Source organism: Pumilibacter intestinalis, assembly GCF_943193005.1.
In the GTDB taxonomy this organism is placed as follows: domain Bacteria; phylum Bacillota; class Clostridia; order Christensenellales; family Pumilibacteraceae; genus Pumilibacter; species Pumilibacter intestinalis.
Genome location: NZ_CALPCH010000021.1, coordinates 15,911 through 32,320, shown reverse-complemented (window position 1 = coordinate 32,320; position 16,410 = coordinate 15,911). Strand labels below are relative to the sequence as shown.

The window sequence follows — 16,410 nt, the reverse complement described above, 5'->3', positions numbered from 1 at the left end:
ATTCTTTGTAGTATTTTCGTCCTAATGTCATTGCGAGCGTAGCGAAGCAATCCCCTGCATGGAACAAGTACAGCAACCACTACTTTCTCTCGGCTGAGATTGCCGCGGGCATAAATGCCCTCGCAATGACAGGCAACAGTTGCGGTTTACTTGTCATTGCGAGCGAGCAACGCGAGCGTGGCAATCCCCTGCATGAGAAAGGAACAGCAACTACTACTTTCTCTCGGCTGAGATTGCCGCGGGCATAAATGCCCTCGCAATGACGTTTATTCTATCGTATGGGATTGCCGCGCTCACTGCGTTCGCTCGCAATGACGGGATAGACCCAAACAGTAGCGATTACCCGCAATAAATCTTCTACGCGTTAGCGTGTGGGTTAAGGGCAACGCCCTTATCGTTGCGGGGGTGCAGGGGACACAGCCGAAAGTTTCCCCGCCGCCCTTTTGCCCCGCTTTTGGGGCGCCTCCAAAAGCGGGAATACCTTGCGGTTTTCGCGAGCCTTTTGACGCCAAAAGGCTCAACAAATTTCCCATTTTGCAATAAAATAACTTTAATTGTCTAAAATTGCGGGGGCGGATACATCAGCGATTTTTAGTGCTATAATCGTATGCATGAAAGCGATACTTAATAAACGGCAAGTGCAAACGGTGATGATACTCACGGCGGTAATACTCATACTGCTGTGCGGCGTGGCGTATACGGTGTCTTCGCGCGACGTAACGCCGGCGAACGGAAACGCGAACGAAACGCAACGCCCGCCCCATGAAATTCTGCGTTCGGCGCGAGTGAGCGCAAACGACAGTATAGAATGGGAGCAAAACATAGGCGGAAGCGGCGCGGATATCGCGGTGTCGGTGATACGCAAAAACAACGAGCTTTACATATTCGGCAACACCGACTCGGGCGATTTCGACTTTGCGGGGCGCGAAAGCGGCTCAACCCGCGGCTTTGGGGCAAGGCTGTCTTTGGCGGGGAGCACTCTCGCCTTTACGGCGTTCGATTTTACGATAGCCAAAGTGATACCCACGAGCGCGGGCTTTGCGGCGGCGGGCAACGAAGGCATGGTGGCGGGCTTATACACTCTTTCGGACTCGCTCACCGTAACGGGCAAAGTAAACATGCCGCCTTTGCACGCTCTCACCGCATGCGGATTGTACGAGTACGATAACCGCTATTTTCTCGTTGCCGAGTCGCTCGACGAGGTGACTAAGCGCACCTCTCTCCTGCTCCACGTCTACACATCGGGGCTTACTCTCGAGCGCGAAAAGCTGTTTTCGCACACATACAGTCTTAAACTCCTCGACCTCATGCCCTATTCGAGCGGCTACATTTTGGCGGCGTCGGCGCAATATCAAGACCTCGGATATCTCACCGTGGCGCGTTTTACCACCATATCGCCGCCCGCGTTTACCGACGTAAACCTGGGATACAAATACGTGCCCGAAGCGTTCATGCCGCTCGGCGACGGATTTGCCGCGGTGAGCGACCGCGACGGCAACTGCGAACTGCTTTTGCTCGGCTCCAATCTTGTGAAAAACAAGGTGCTGTTTCTCACCGAAACGCCCAACGACTGCAAAAAAACTCTGTTTTACGCGGGTGCGCCCTACGCCTTTACGGGCGAAAAGCTGGTAGAACTGGGCGACGACGGCAGGAGCGTAGGCTCGACTGACTTTGACGTAACCCGCATTACGGACTTTGCCAACAACGGCAAGGCGGCGTTTGCGGCGGGCGTAAAAAACGGCAACCTCAAAATACTTTGTTTGGGGGGCAACGAAACAAAACTCTTATTGCCCGAAACCACGGGCACAACCCGCGCTCTGATATCGCTCACCGCAAACGGGCTCACCGCGGTTAGCGATATAAACGGAAAAAGTCGCGACTGCGGCGACTTTTTCGGCGGAACGGACGTTTGGATATCCAAATTCCCATTATGATATTTCAGTGTTTGGGCGCGGCGGGATGTTCGCGCTCATATTGCTCTTGAAGGAGTTGCTGAACGGTTTTACTGCACTTTAATCCGTCGAAAACGGGCGGTTCGCGCCACGCCGCGGGAAGCACGTCTTCGCAATCGCACACAAATCTCGGCGCGTCCACTATTTTGCGCAACTCTCTTATTCGCTGTTTTTTATCTTGCATTTTTTATTCCTTGTAAACGGTGGTTTCTTGTCATTGCGAGTGAGTGAAACGAGCGTGGCAATCTCAGCCGAAAGAAAGGCACAGATGCTTACGGGTTTGATGTATGAGATTGCCGCGGGCACATTGTGCCCTCGCAATGACGGGTAAGCGTTTAAGGCGGCGGAGAAGGGTTGCAGATTGACACGGCAGGTTTTGAAACCGCGCACGGGCTGTATATTTAATACTGCCCTGTGCGGTTTATAAAACACGCAGTGGCAAGATGCGCCCTTATACGCCGCCTACTCGGAGAATTTGTTTTTGTTCTTATTAAGTATAAACTTCAATTTCGGGATATCGTTTTTTGCCACTTTGAGCGGCGGAGTCGTGCCGCGGAGAGTGAAGAAAGTGTATTTGTCGGACGAGAGTATCACGTGCCCGCGCTCTTCGTCTATGATGTAGTCGTGAACGTGATACCAATCGAGATAACGCATGCCCGAGTATATTCCTTTATCCACCACAGCGGACTTACTGCGGGCGAGCACGATTAGCAAAAATTCCACGGCGAGCAACAAATAAAGCATGAACGCGAGCGTTAAATTCACTTGCCAACGCTGCATATTCAAGTTCTCGCTCATCACGTTCACCTCGGGCGCGGCGTAGTCCGCCATTTGCGTTATTACGTAAAATACGAAAAACGCCGCCACGAATATGAACACGAAATAGTGCCACTTAAAACTCTTGAGCTCTACGAGAGTTATGGAATTATAAAGTTTTACCTGTCGGCGAATTTGGCGCACGGTAACGGCAATGAGCACGCCGCCCACGATTGCGCACACTATGCCAACTATAACGGGCAACGCAAACGGCGCGACGGTAAATATTATTTTTTTTACGGCGTTAAGCACTTATATAGTATACCTCGAAACGTGTTATTACTTTCTCATGTATGGGATTGCTTCGTCGGGCTTTGCCCTCCTCGCAATGACGGGTGGAGGGGACAAACGTCATTGCGAGGGCATTTATGCCCGTGGCAATCTCCTGCATTGCACATGTACAGTGGGTTTTGCCTCCTCATGTATGGGATTGCTTCGTCGGGCTACGCCCTCCTCGCAATGACAGCTTGCTCCTACCCTACTTAAAATATTTTACGCCGCTTTCGAAAATTTTCATGTCGGCGTTACCGGGTACGTTCTTCATAAGATATTCGCCTATGCGTTCGCTGTGACCCATTTTGCCGAGTATTCTTCCGTCGCGACTCGTTATGCCCTCTATAGCCATCATAGAGCCGTTGGGATTGAACGGGCTCGTCATTGTTGCGTTGCCGAGCTCGTCGCAATACTGCGTTGCTATCTGCCCGTTTGCCGCAAGCTCCGCGAGTTTTTCGAGAGGAGCCACGAACTTGCCTTCGCCGTGGCTCACCGCCACTTTGAACACGTCGCCGGGTTTAACCGCCGCAAGCCAGGGCGACAGCGAGCTTGCAACTCGCACGTTAACCGCGGTTGAAACGTGGCGGGCTATGTTGTTGAACGTGAGAGTGGGCGAATTGCTTTTGAGCTCGGCTATCTTGCCGTCGGGCAAAAGTCCGAGTTTTACGAGAGCTTGGAAGCCGTTGCAAATGCCCAAAATAAGACCGTCGCGTTTGTATAAGAGCGCGTCTATCGCGTCGGCAATCTTGCCGCAACGGAACGCAGTGGCAATAAACTTGCCGCTTCCGTCCGGCTCGTCGCCGCCCGAAAATCCGCCGGGGAAAGCTATGATTTGGCATTTTTCAATGCACTTTGCCATTTCGTCGAGCGACTCGGAAAGCTCTTCTTGCGAACGGTTTCTTATAACGCGAATTACCGGTTCCGCGCCCGCTAGCATAAAACGCTTGGCGGTATCGAACTCGCAGTTCGTGCCCGGGAACACGGGAATAAACACTTTCACGTTCTTCTTTTTCTTTGCGGGTTTGGGTGCGCCCGCGCCGCAGAACGTAACGTTTTCCGCTTCGCCCGCCGCATGCGCAACGGTGGGATAAACCTTTTCGAGCTTACCCGTGAACGCGTTTATCGCGTCCTCTACCGAAACGCAACCTTCGGCAAAGGTAAACTTTCCGTCGGCGGTGGTTTCGCCTATGAGTTCGGGTTCGTAACCCACGAAATCGTCGGGGTCTTCGAGCGCAACGAGTATGTCGCCGAGATAGGGCGCGAACAAATTGCGCGTATCTTTATAAGTAAAGTTAAAGCCGAGCTTGTTGCCGAACGCGCTCTTCATTACAGCCGCCGCCGCGCCGCCCTCTTCAACCACCGTTGCGAATTTCACTCTGCCGCGGGCAATCTCGCCCGAAAGCAGTTTGAGCAGTTCCACCGCATGCTCGAAATTCGGCATTGCGTATATATCCGTTCTGAGTTTTAGGCGGTACACCTTTTCGCCGCCGCGCAACACGTTGTCGGTAACGTACTTGCTTTTCGTCACGCCGAGCGCGAACGAAATGAGCGTGGGCGGCACGTCAATCTTTTCGAAACTGCCGCTCATGGAGTCTTTGCCGCCTATCGCGCCGAGACCGAGTCCGAGCTGAGCGGCAAGCGCGCCCAAGAGTGCGCCCGCGGGCTTGCCCCAACGCGCGGGGTCGGTGCCCATGCGCTCGAAAAATTCCTGCAAAGTAAGGCGAATGCTACTAAGCGGCGCACCCGCGGCAACGGTTTTAACCGCGCTCAAGAGCACCGAATACACCGCGCCCAAAAAGGGCGACTCGCTCATAAGATAGGGATTAAATCCGTACGCGCACACCGTTGCGGTATCGGTCACGCCGTTTGTAGGCAGAGTTGCCGCCATTGCTATGGAGGGCGTGAGTTGGTACTTGCCGCCGAAAGGCATGAGCACCGAGCCCGCGCCTATGGTGGAGTCGAATATTTCGCCCAACCCCTTTTGCGAGCATACGTTGAGTTGCGAAAGCGTATGGCGCACCGCCGCGCTCATATCGCCTTTTTTAATCGCCGCGTCCACCTCTTTGGCGGGCGCGAAGAATTTGACTTCGCCGTCTTTTATAACCACGTCGGTGTGCTGGCGCACGCCGTTGCTGTCGAGGAATTTGCGCGGCAGGTCCACTACGAGGTTGCCGCCGTAATACATGCGCATGCGGCTGAGGTCTGTTACCACGGCTACGCGCGTTGCCGTAAGGTTTTCTTCGGCGCACAGCTTAATCATCTTTTGTTCGTCGCTCGCTTTGACCACAACCGCCATGCGCTCTTGGCTCTCGCTTATGGCAAGCTCGGTTGCGTTAAGCCCGTAATACTTTTTGGGAACGGCGTCGAGGTTTATATCCAGTCCCGGACTCAATTCGCCTATAGCCACGCTTACGCCGCCCGCACCGAAATCGTTACAACGCTTTATAAGGCGGGTTACTTCGCTCTTTCTAAAAAGTCTTTGTATCTTGCGCTCGGTAAGCGGATTGCCCTTTTGCACCTCCGCGCCGCAGGTATCGAGGCTCTTTTCGGTGTGCGCTTTGCTCGAACCCGTCGCGCCGCCGCATCCGTCTCTGCCCGTTGCTCCGCCGATAAGAAGCACTACGTCGCCCTTTTCGGGAACGGAACGCACCACGTTTTCGGCGGGAGCCGCGCCCACTACAAAGCCCGTTTCAAGCCGTTTGGCAACGTAGCCGGGGTGATAAACCTCGTGCACGCCGCCCGTTGCGAGTCCTATTTGGTTGCCGTAACTCGAAAAGCCCGCCGCCGCCGTTTTGGATATTACGCGTTGCGGCAGTTTGCCTTTGAGCGTTTTGTCGAAACTCTCGGTTACGTCCGCCGCGCCCGTTACGCGCATTGCCTGATACACGTACACCCTGCCCGAGAGAGGGTCGCGTATCGCGCCGCCGAGGCAGGTTGCCGCGCCGCCGAACGGCTCTATTTCGGTGGGATGGTTGTGAGTTTCGTTTTTGAACATTACAAGCCAGTCCTCGGGCTTGCCGTCCACCTCTGCGGTAACTTTTATGGAGCACGCGTTGATTTCCTCGCTCGCGTCGAGGTTGTCGAGCTTGCCCTGCTTTTTGAGTTCGCGCACCCCTATCGTGGCTATATCCATGAGCGACGGGTACTTATCCGCCCTGCCGCCGTGGTGCTCGTTGAAAAGTTTCAAGTAGGTTTCGTAAGCCTTTTGCAAAGCCGGATTTTCGCTCTTTATCTTCACCGACTCGAGGTGAGTGAGAAAGGTGGTGTGACGGCAATGGTCGGACCAATAAGTATCTATAACTTTAAGTTCGGTTTCGGTGGGATTGCGCATTTGCGAACGGAAATGCGCCTGCACGAACGCGAGGTCGGCAACGCTCATGGCAAAGCCCACGCGCGAGTGATACGCCGCAAGTTCGTCTTGAGAAAAGTCAACGAACCTATCCACAAGACCGGGGAGCGACGGCTCTTCGTATTTTTCGTTGAGCGTTTCGGGCTTTTCCATACGCGCAAGCCGCGCTTCCACGGGATTTATGAGATATCCCGCTATCTTTTCGCGCTGAGCCGCGTTTATGCCCCCGAAAGCGTACACCGTGGCGCAACGAATGAGCGGGCGCGACTTGAGCGTGAGCATTTGCACGCACTGCGCCGCGCTGTCGGCGCGTTGGTCGTACTGCCCCGGAAGATACTCGCTCGCTATGATTTCGCCATCGAGTTCGGGAAGCTCCTCGAAATAGATGTTATCCACGGGCGGCTCCGAAAACACCGACGTCACCGCGCGGTCGAAATCTTCGCCCTCGAGTCCCTCAACGTCGTAACGCAAGAATACGCGCACCCACTCGGCGCGAATTCCGAGAACGCCCTCGATATCGGACTTTACTTTATCTGCGCTGTGCCGCAGTCCCTCTTTCTTTTCAACGAAAATTCTCTTTATCATGCTTGTTTTCCTTTTTTTAATGTGTGTTAACGTCATTGCGAGGAACTTTAGTTCCGAAGCAATCTCAGCCGAGAGAAACGTGCAGACTCTGTACTTGTTCCATGCAAGGGATTGCTTCGTCGGGCTTTGCCCTCCTCGCAATGACGGTGAAATACCGCAGGGGATTTGCTCAACCGTGTCATTGCGAGGAACTTTAGTTCCGAAGCAATCTCAGCCGAGAGAAACGTGCAGACTCTGTACTTGTTCCATGCAAGGGATTGCTTCGTCGGGCTTTGCCCTCCTCGCAATGACAGGGAAATACCGCAGGGGATTGCCACGCTACGCTCGCAATGACACAGCGTACCGAAAGGCGGTGAAGAAGGGTTGCAGATTGCGACAACAGGTGCAACGCTCCGCGCACGGGCTGTATATTTAATACTGCCCTGTGCGGGCGGTGCACACGTAGTCGCAAGATGCGCCCTTATTCGCCACCGTCAGTGGTTTTTGCAAATATCGGAGCGATAAAACATCCCCTCGAAACTTATCTTTTTTATGTTCGCGTATGCTTTGGCTTTGGCTTCGGAAAGAGTTTTGCCGAGCGCGGTTACGCCGAGCACTCTGCCGCCGCTCGTAACCGTTTCGCCGCAGTCGGGGCAAATAGCAGTGCCCGCGTGGAACACAATCACGTCTTTGTCGATATCGCCGAAAGTTATCTTTTTGCCCTTTTCGTACTTTAGCGGATAGCCGCCCGACGCCGCAACCACGCACACCGCGGCGCGTTCGTCCCACTCGAGCGTTATTTTGTCGAGAGTGCCGTCTATGCAGGCGTTGAACACGTCGAACAGGTCGTTTTTGAGTCGAGGCAGTATTACCTGAGCTTCGGGGTCGCCGAAACGCGCGTTATACTCGAGCACTTTTATATCGCCCGACGGGGTTATCATCAGTCCGAAATACAGCACGCCCTTAAAGGGTCGTCCCTCTTTTTCGAGGGCGCGAACGGTGGGAACGAACACCGTTTCCATGGCGCGTTTCGCCATATCGGGCGTGTATTTGTCCTGCGGGCTGAAAGTGCCCATGCCGCCCGTATTCAATCCCGTGTCGCCGTCGTGTGCGCGTTTGTGGTCTTGGCTCGAAGCCATGGGTATTACCGTTTTGCCGTCGGAGAACGCGAGCACGCTCACCTCGAAACCGGTAAGAAATTCTTCTATAACCACGTTTGCGCCCGCAGAGCCGAACGCTTTATCGAGCATGATTTCTTTGAGCCCCGCCCGCGCTTCTTCGCGATTTTGAGCTATTATCACGCCCTTGCCGAGCGCAAGTCCGTCGGCTTTTATCACCGTGGGCACGGGGCACGTTTCTATATATTTTGCGGCTTCGTCGTAGCAAGAAAAAGTTTGATATTCCGCCGTGGGTATGGAGTATTTGCGCATGAGGTTTTTGGAAAACACCTTGCTCGCCTCTATTATAGCGGCGTTCGCGCGAGGTCCGAAAGCGCGTTTGCCCTCGCTCTCCAACCTATCAACGAGCCCCATTGCCAAAGGGTCGTCGGGCGCAACGACGGTAAGCTCAATATCCTCGTGCGCTTTTACGAATTCCACAATCTTGTCGAGGTCGGTTGCTTTTATATCGGGTCGGCACTCGGCAAGCTCGGCTATGCCCGCGTTGCCGGGTATGCAATACAGTTTGCCCACCTGCGGGCTTTTGGCGAGAGCATACGCTATGGCGTGTTCCCTTCCGCCGCCGCCTACGACTAATACGTTATGTTTCATTTGGTTTCCTTTTTGCGTTACACGCAAAGTATGTTTTGTTTTCTCATGAATGGGATTGCCGCGTCGGGCTACGCCCTCCTCGCAATGACATTGTAGCCCGTAATGGGATTGCTTCGGGTGCAAGCACCCTCGCAATACTCGCTACGCTCGTGGCGTTCGCGTACTGCGTGCGCTCGGCTGAGGACAACGTGCGGCATAATGCTTTTACCTGTCATTGCGAGCGAGTGAAACGAGCGTGGCAATCTCAGCCGAAAGAAATGCGCAGCCTCTGTACTTGTTCCATGCAGGGGATTGCTTCGTCGGGCTTTGCCCTCCTCGCAATGACAGGGAAATACCGCAGGGGATTGCCGCGTCGGGCTACGCCCTCCTCGCAATGACAGGGAAATACCGCGGGAGATTGCCGCGCTCGTTTCACTCGCTCGCAATGACAACAAACTCACGCAGGGCCAAGATGTGCCGCTATACGCCGCCTATCAGTGCTTGAAGTGGCGTTGCCCCACAAACACCATAGCTATGCCGTATTTGTCGCATGCGTCAATGCTCTCTTGGTCGCGAACCGAGCCGCCGGGCTGAATTATCGCGGTTATGCCCGCCTTTGCCGCGGCTTCCACGCAGTCGGAGAACGGGAAGAACGCGTCGGACGCGAGCACCGCGCCTTTCACTCTTTCGCCCGCGTGCTCTATGGCTTGCTGAGCCGCCCAAATGCGGTTTGTCTGACCGCCGCCCACGCCTATCGCCGCGTTGTTTTTTGCAACGGCTATGGCGTTGCTTTTGGCGTGCTTAACCACCTTAAAGGCGAATTCGAGCTGCTGCATTTCTTCCGCCGTGGGTTTGCGCTTGGTTACCGTTTTTACGTCCTCTTTATTAAACAGCGTGCGGTCGCGGTCCTGAACGAGCAAGCCGCCGTACACCTTTTTCATATCGTACGCTTTTTCGCCGCGCTCGGCGTTTATATCCGCGAGTTTGAGTACTCGCAAGTTGGGTTTCGCCTTAAACACCTCGAGAGCTTCGGCGGTGAAATCGGGCGCAATGACTATTTCGAGGAATATCTTCACCATTTCGCGGGCGACGTCGGCGTCTACCGCGCGGTTAACCGCAACTATGCCGCCGAATATGCTTACGGGGTCGCACTCGTATGCGGTCTTGTACGCCTCGAGCACAGTTTTACCCGTGCCCACGCCGCAGGGATTGGCGTGCTTGCACGCAACCACCGCTATCTCGTCGAACTCGTGCAAAAGGTCGAGCGCACCGTTTGCGTCGTTTATGTTGTTGTAGCTGAGTTCCTTGCCCTGCAACTGTTCCGCCTGCGGCAACGAGCCGGCAACGGGTAGAGCTTCGGCATAGAAAGCCGCGTTTTGCTGAGGGTTTTCGCCGTAGCGCATGCCCTGCTTTTTCTCGTACGCGAACGTGATTTGGTCGGGGAAACGAATGCCCAGCTTTTCGCGCATATACGTTGAAATCATGGTGTCGTATACGGCGGTGTGCTGAAATACTTTATACATAAGCCCGAACTTGAATTCCACCGAAAGCTCGTTTGCTTTTAAGCGACTTATCACCTCGGCGTAGTCGGAGGGGTCTACAACCACGCACACGTCGCGGTAGTTTTTCGCCGCGCTGCGTATCATGGTAGGTCCGCCGATATCTATGTTTTCTATGGCTTCCTCGAGAGTGGTTCCCTCTTTGAGTATGGTTTGCTTAAACGGGTACAGGTTTACCGCCACTATATCTATAGTGTTTATTTTGAGCTTATCGAGTTGCTCCATGTGCTCCGGCAAATCCCTGCGAGCCAAAAGCCCCGCGTGCACGGCGGGATGAAGCGTTTTCACTCTGCCGTCCAAACATTCGGGAAAGCCCGTGATATCGCTTATGCCTATGTTCTTTACGCCCGCGGAGGAAAGTGCCTTTGCCGTGCCGCCCGTGGAAATGATTTCGTAGCCGAGCGAGGTAAGCTCGCGGGCGAATTCCACTACGCCGGTTTTGTCGCTAACGCTGATAAGTGCGCGTTTTTTCATTTTTTATTTCTCCTTTGAAAGGTTGTTTGCATTTCTATTGTTTGGGATTGCCGCGCTCGCATAGCTCGCTCGCAATGACATAACGCCCAAAATAACACGTCATTGCAAGGGCATTTATGCCCGTGGCAATCTCATTCTTTGGAAATATTATTATCGATAACAACTTTGCCGTCTTTTATTTTTACTTTGTCGGCGCATAACAGCCCCACTACCTGCGGGAACAACTTGTGCTCCACGTTGCAGAGCACGCGCTTTTGCAACTCTTCGGGCGTATCGCCTTGCAAGACCTCTACTTTGCCTTGCGCTATTATCGCGCCGTCGTCTATTCCGCCGCCCACAAAGTGCACCGTTGCCCCGCTCTCGGTTTCGCCCGCCGCAAGAACCGCTTCGTGCACGTGAATACCGAAAAAGCCTTTGCCGCCGAATTTGGGCAAAAGCGCGGGGTGTATGTTTACTATTTTATTGGGATACGCTTCTATGAAAAATCCCGAGAGTATTCCGAGATAGCCGGCAAGCAACACGTAATCGGCTCGAGCTTCTCGGCAGATACGCAATATTTCGCGGTCGCGCTCCGCGCCGTTTTCGTAATCGGCTCTGGCGCACACATACGCGGGTATGCCGCGCTCATGCGCACGGGTAAGCGCGTAAGCCTCGGCGTTAGACGAAATCACGGCTTTGATTTCGCCGTTGATTTCGCCGCGGTCTATGCTCTCCATTATAGCCGCCATATTACTGCCGCCGCCCGACACGAGCACAACGAGATTTTTGGGGTTGGTTTTTTTCATTTATTTCCTTTCTCATGCAGGGGATTACTTCGCTATGCAATAATGCGGGAATACCGCAAGAGATTGCCGCGTCGGGCTACGCCCTCCTCGCAATGACATTGTATACCCTTGGCAATATGCGCTCTTATACGGCGCCGATAAGTTTTACGCCTTCGCCCGCAACGGTCTTTCCTATCACGTACGCGTTTTCGCCGAGCGCGTTCGCGGCGCTCACCACGTCCGCCGCCGCGTCTTGAGGTACGCAGAGCACCATGCCTATGCCCATGTTGAAAGTGTTGTACAGTTTGGAGTCCGACAGTTCGGACTTTTCTTTGAGCATATCGAACACGGGCAAGCGGTCGTACGCGTTAATATCTATTTCGCAACCTATGCCGCGGGGGAACATGCGGGGCACGTTTTCTATAAATCCGCCGCCCGTTATGTGCGCTATGCCCTTTACGGGATATTCTTTGAGTAGCGACAACGCCGTTTTAACGTATATGCGCGTGGGCGTGAGAACCTCTTCCAAAACCGTTTTGCCGAGGCGCGGCTCGAACGACTCGAGTTCGGATTTGTTTTCGCCGAACAGTTTGCGCACCAGCGAAAATCCGTTTGAATGTATGCCGCTGCTCTTGAGTCCCACAAGCGCGTAACCCTCTTTTATATCCGCGCCCGTAACCGCTTTTTTCCTGTCTACTATGCCCACCGAGAAACCCGCGAGGTCGTATTCGCCCACCGAATAAAATCCCGGCATTTCGGCGGTTTCGCCGCCTATGAGCGCACAGCCCGACTGCCTGCAGCCTTCCGCCACGCCCGAAACTATCTTTTCAGCCTGTTCGGGGAACAGCTTGCCCACCGCCATATAGTCGAGGAACAACAGCGGCTTTGCGCCCTGGCAAACAACGTCGTTAACGCACATGGCAACGCAGTCTATGCCCACGGTGTCGTGCTTGTCGGCGATAAACGCATACTTGAGCTTTGTGCCTACGCCGTCCGTGCCCGCAACGAGCACGGGCTCGCCGCTCGCATAATCGCCTATAGAATAAAAACCGCCGAACGAACCCAAATCTCCGAGCACGTTTTTATCGAACGTGGACTTAACGTGCTTTTTCATGAGTTCGACCGCTTTATATCCGGCGGTAACGTCTACCCCGGCTTCTTTATAATCCATTCTCTTTCTCCTTATTTGAGCCCGAGGCGTTTCATCATTTCGGCGTATGCCTCTTCCACCCCGCCCATATCTCTGCGGAAACGGTCTTTGTCAAGCTTCTCTTTGGTGGTGCTGTCCCAAAAACGGCAGGTGTCGGGGCTTATCTCGTCGGCAAGGATTATCTCGCCGTGGAACTTGCCGAACTCGAGCTTGAAATCCACGAGGTCTATGTTGAGCTTGCGGAAATAATCTATCATAAACTCGTTCACCTTAAAGGCAAGCTCGGTTATTTTGTTTATCTCCTCGCGGGTGGCAAGTCCCATGCCCATTGCGTGGTAATCGTTTATCATGGGGTCGCCGAGTTCGTCGTTTTTGTACGAGAATTCTATAACGGGGCATTTGAGTTCGGTGCCCTCGGCTATGCCGAGTCGCTTAGACATACTGCCCGCCGCTATATTGCGGATTATTACTTCGAGCGGAACTATTTCCACCTTTTTCACAAGCGTTTCGCGGTCGCCGAGCTCCTCTATGTAATGAGTGGGCACGCCCGCTTTTTCGAGCATGCGGAACATGTGGTTGCTCATGCGGTTGTTCACAACGCCCTTGCCCGCTATCGTGCCTTTTTTAAGACCGTTAAACGCGGTTGCGTCGTCTTTATAGCTCACGAGCACAACGTCGGGGTCGGACGTTGCGAAAACTTTTTTCGCCTTGCCTTCGTAAAGCTGTTCGCCTTTGGTTACGTTCATTATTGTATATCTCCTTGAGAATTTTAGAGTTTTTGTTGCAGTTCGTTATCGTCGCGATTGATTTTTTCGCGCATTTCTTTTTTGTACTCTTCGAGCTTTTTATCGAGCTCGGGATACTTGAGCGCGAGCATTTGCACCGCCAAAAGCCCGGCGTTTTCGCCGCCGTTTACTCCCACCGTGGCAACGGGAATTCCGCTCGGCATTTGCACCATGCTCAAAAGACTGTCGAGCCCGCCCATCATGGAGGTTTGCACGGGAAGGGCAATCACGGGCAGAGTGGTGCTCGCGGCGAGCACGCCCGCAAGGTGCGCGGCTTTACCCGCAACCCCTATTATAACCTCCACCCCGCGGCTTTTGGCGGAAAACGCGAACTCGTGCGCCTCCTCGGGAGTGCGGTGCGCGCTTATAACCCGCACTTCGCGCTCCACGCCGAATTTATCGAGCGCGGCAATGCACGGCTTTACCACCTCGAAATCGGACTTACTACCCATTACAACGGCTACTTTCATACTGTATGTCTCCAAAAAATCTGTACCCGAACATTATACAAAATTCCGCCGAAAAAGTCAATTGATTGAATACAACGATATTGCGTCCGCACCGTTCTCATGCGGGAGATTGCCGCGCTCGTTACACTCGCTCGCAATGACGCGTAAAACCGTATGAGATTGCCGCTCGCAATGACACGTAAAACCGTATGAGGTTGCCGCTCGCAATGACGCGTAAAACCGTATGAGATTGCCGCTCGCAATGACTTGCGCCCGCCCCGTCATTGCGAGGAGTCCGCAGGACGACGAAGCAATCCCCTGCATGAGAAAACGAAAGACTTGACTTATCGGCAAAGAGGTAGTATACTAATTAAAAAGATATTCCACTATAAAATACCTGCGCGGAGTATAAAGCATGAAAATATCGGCGGCAAGCATTTGCAAACAGGGCGGCAGAGAATACAATCAAGACTTCGTTTCCGGAATCGTGAACGGAACGGAAGCCTGCATAGTTGTGTGCGACGGACTCGGCTCTTACGTGGGCAGCGAGGTTGCGAGCAGGCTTTGCGCAACCAAGATAGTAGAACTCTATTCCAAACTGCGCGAAACCGAGCCCGAAAGAGCGTATGCGCCCGAAACGGTGCAGTCGTATATTCACGCGGCGCATAACTACGTGTCCGACTACAAAGACCACACGCCCGAAATAAAATCGAGTTGCACCACCGTTGCGTGTTGCGTTACCGACGGAAGCAAAGTGACGATGAGCCACATAGGCGACACTCGCATATATCTTTTCCGCGGCGGCAAGCTCGCGTATCAAAGCAAAGACCACTCGCTAAGCCAGCTCGCGGTGGAAATGGGACAAATCGACCTGCGCGACATACGCACTCACAAAGACCAAAACAAGCTCACCCGCGTGCTCGGCGGAGCTTATTACATAGAGCCGGACTGCGAGATAAGCGCCGAGCCGCTCGGCGCGGGCGACGCGATAATAATGTGCACCGACGGCTTTTGGGAATACGTGTACGAAGAAGAAATGGAAGCCGAACTCGCCGCGTCCGACAATGCCGAGGAAATACTCGCGCGGCTCGAAAAGCGTTTGCTTTCGCGCATAACCAAATTCAACGACAACTACTCCGCAGTAGTAGCCAAAGTTATAACGTCGGAAAAGAAGGAGGTTGCCGATAATGGTAAGAACGAGTAAAAACGTGTGTCTTAACTGCTTCGGCACGCTCGACTCTCAACGCGTTTGCTTAAGTTGCAAGAAAAAAGCCGACGACTCTCCGTCGCCGCCCCACCACCTGCCCCAACGAACGGTGCTCAACGAAAAATATCTCATATACCGTGCGCTCGGCGAAGGCGGTTTCGGCATAACTTATCTTGCGTGGGATATAAGTTGCGGGCTTAAAGTGGCAATAAAGGAATACTATCCGTCGGGATACGTAAACCGCATGCCGCGAAGCAATCAGGTAATAATCAACAGCAAACAAAATCAGGCGGCGAGCAACCGCGGACTCAAGCGTTTCATAGAAGAAGCCAAAATACTCGCGAAGATAAAAAATCTTCCGGGCATAGTTTCGGTGCGCGATTTCTTTTCGGCGAACGGCACGGCGTATATAGTAATGGAATATCTCGACGGAATTTCGCTCAAAAAGTATTTGCAGCGAAAGGGCGGCAAAGTGCCGTGCGACGAGATACTCGCCATACTCCGCCCCGTTATGGACTCGCTCATTTCGGTGCACAAGTGCGGACTCGTTCACCGCGATATTTCGCCCGACAACATAATAGTTACTAAGAAAAACGAAGTTAAACTAATAGATTTCGGCGCGGCAAAGCAGAGCAACCTAAACGGCAAAAGCCTATCCATAGTGCTAAAGCAAGGCTTTGCGCCCGAAGAACAGTACCGCACGCACGGCGAGCAAGGACCGTGGACGGATATATACGCAATAGGCGTAACCATATACTACGCGATTACGGGTTCGCTCCCGCCCGAGAGTATTCAACGCCTGTATAAAGACACCATAATAAGACCGAGCGAAAAAGGGGCTACGATATCCCCCACGCAGGAGTCCGCGCTCATGAAATCGCTTGCCGTATACGCGCGGCACCGCTATCAAGACGTAACGCAGATGATTACCGGACTGTACGGGCGCAAAAGCTCGGGCACTTCCGCAACCGCCGCCGCGGCTCGCAAATCGTTTACCGCCGACGTTTCCGTCGACCCTGCCGAAACGGGACTTTCGCGCTCGCAGTCGGCGCGGCTCAGTAAGCCCGCCGCTCCCGCGTTCTCCCGCCCCGCTCTTCAGATACGCACGCCGCAAACCTCCGCGGCACAGCCCGCACGCGCGCCTCAGTATTCCCAACCCGCGATAAGGCAACAGCCGACGGCAAAGCCCGCGCAAGAAAGGAACGCGCCCGCGCAAGAAAGGAGCGCGCCCGCAAATCAGCCGACGCGCACCGTAACCGTAACTCGCGAGCACAAACCCTCGCTTATGGAAAAACTATTCGGCAAGAAAAAGAAATAATC

Annotated in this window: 12 protein-coding genes; 3 read left to right on the top strand and 9 right to left on the bottom strand. The window is 53.8% G+C overall.

Annotated elements, in window-relative coordinates; translation table 11 throughout:
- The first annotated feature begins 611 nt into the window (after positions 1-611).
- Positions 612-1,934 carry a hypothetical protein gene (locus NFR55_RS09125; RefSeq protein WP_251548444.1) on the top strand — a complete coding sequence of 441 codons (1,323 nt, stop codon included), beginning with the start codon at positions 612-614 and terminating at the stop codon, positions 1,932-1,934.
- Positions 1,935-1,938: 4 nt separating this feature from the next.
- On the opposite strand, the gene NFR55_RS09120 is transcribed toward NFR55_RS09125, so the two are convergent.
- The 9 genes from NFR55_RS09120 to purE form a co-directional block, all read right to left on the bottom strand.
- A complete protein-coding gene (locus NFR55_RS09120; protein ID WP_251548443.1) occupies positions 1,939-2,136 on the bottom strand; it encodes a hypothetical protein in 198 nt (65 codons plus the stop codon).
- A gap of 278 nt (positions 2,137-2,414) precedes the next feature.
- The gene (locus NFR55_RS09115) at positions 2,415-3,020 is read right to left on the bottom strand and encodes a hypothetical protein (RefSeq protein WP_251548442.1); all 606 of its coding nucleotides are present in this window, start codon (positions 3,018-3,020) and stop codon (positions 2,415-2,417) included.
- 226 nt (positions 3,021-3,246) lie between these two features.
- Complete coding sequence (locus NFR55_RS09110; RefSeq protein ID WP_251548441.1) at positions 3,247-6,975, bottom strand: phosphoribosylformylglycinamidine synthase; 3,729 nt, start codon at positions 6,973-6,975, stop codon at positions 3,247-3,249.
- 473 nt (positions 6,976-7,448) lie between these two features.
- Positions 7,449-8,723, bottom strand: a complete 1,275-nt coding sequence (gene purD / locus NFR55_RS09105; RefSeq protein WP_251548440.1) for a phosphoribosylamine--glycine ligase — start codon at positions 8,721-8,723, stop codon at positions 7,449-7,451.
- 473 nt (positions 8,724-9,196) lie between these two features.
- On the bottom strand, positions 9,197-10,735 hold the full coding sequence (purH, locus tag NFR55_RS09100) for a bifunctional phosphoribosylaminoimidazolecarboxamide formyltransferase/IMP cyclohydrolase (RefSeq protein ID WP_251548439.1): 1,539 nt from the start codon (positions 10,733-10,735) through the stop codon (positions 9,197-9,199).
- A 131-nt stretch (positions 10,736-10,866) separates the two neighbouring features.
- Positions 10,867-11,520, bottom strand: coding sequence for a phosphoribosylglycinamide formyltransferase (gene purN / locus NFR55_RS09095; RefSeq protein WP_251548438.1), 654 nt, complete (start codon positions 11,518-11,520; stop codon positions 10,867-10,869).
- 124 nt (positions 11,521-11,644) lie between these two features.
- Complete coding sequence (purM, locus tag NFR55_RS09090) at positions 11,645-12,670, bottom strand: phosphoribosylformylglycinamidine cyclo-ligase (RefSeq protein ID WP_251548437.1); 1,026 nt, start codon at positions 12,668-12,670, stop codon at positions 11,645-11,647.
- A gap of 11 nt (positions 12,671-12,681) precedes the next feature.
- Positions 12,682-13,395, bottom strand: coding sequence for a phosphoribosylaminoimidazolesuccinocarboxamide synthase (gene purC, locus NFR55_RS09085; RefSeq protein WP_251548436.1), 714 nt, complete (start codon positions 13,393-13,395; stop codon positions 12,682-12,684).
- Positions 13,396-13,418: 23 nt separating this feature from the next.
- Positions 13,419-13,904: a 5-(carboxyamino)imidazole ribonucleotide mutase gene (gene purE / locus NFR55_RS09080; protein ID WP_251548435.1), complete on the bottom strand. Its 486-nt coding sequence runs from the start codon at positions 13,902-13,904 to the stop codon at positions 13,419-13,421.
- 394 nt (positions 13,905-14,298) lie between these two features.
- Between purE and NFR55_RS09075 the strand changes: the two genes are divergently transcribed.
- Positions 14,299-15,087, top strand: coding sequence for a PP2C family protein-serine/threonine phosphatase (locus NFR55_RS09075; protein ID WP_251548434.1), 789 nt, complete (start codon positions 14,299-14,301; stop codon positions 15,085-15,087).
- Complete coding sequence (locus NFR55_RS09070; RefSeq protein ID WP_251548433.1) at positions 15,071-16,408, top strand: serine/threonine protein kinase; 1,338 nt, start codon at positions 15,071-15,073, stop codon at positions 16,406-16,408. Before NFR55_RS09075 ends, NFR55_RS09070 begins: the two co-directional genes overlap by 17 nt.
- Positions 16,409-16,410: the final 2 nt, after the last annotated feature.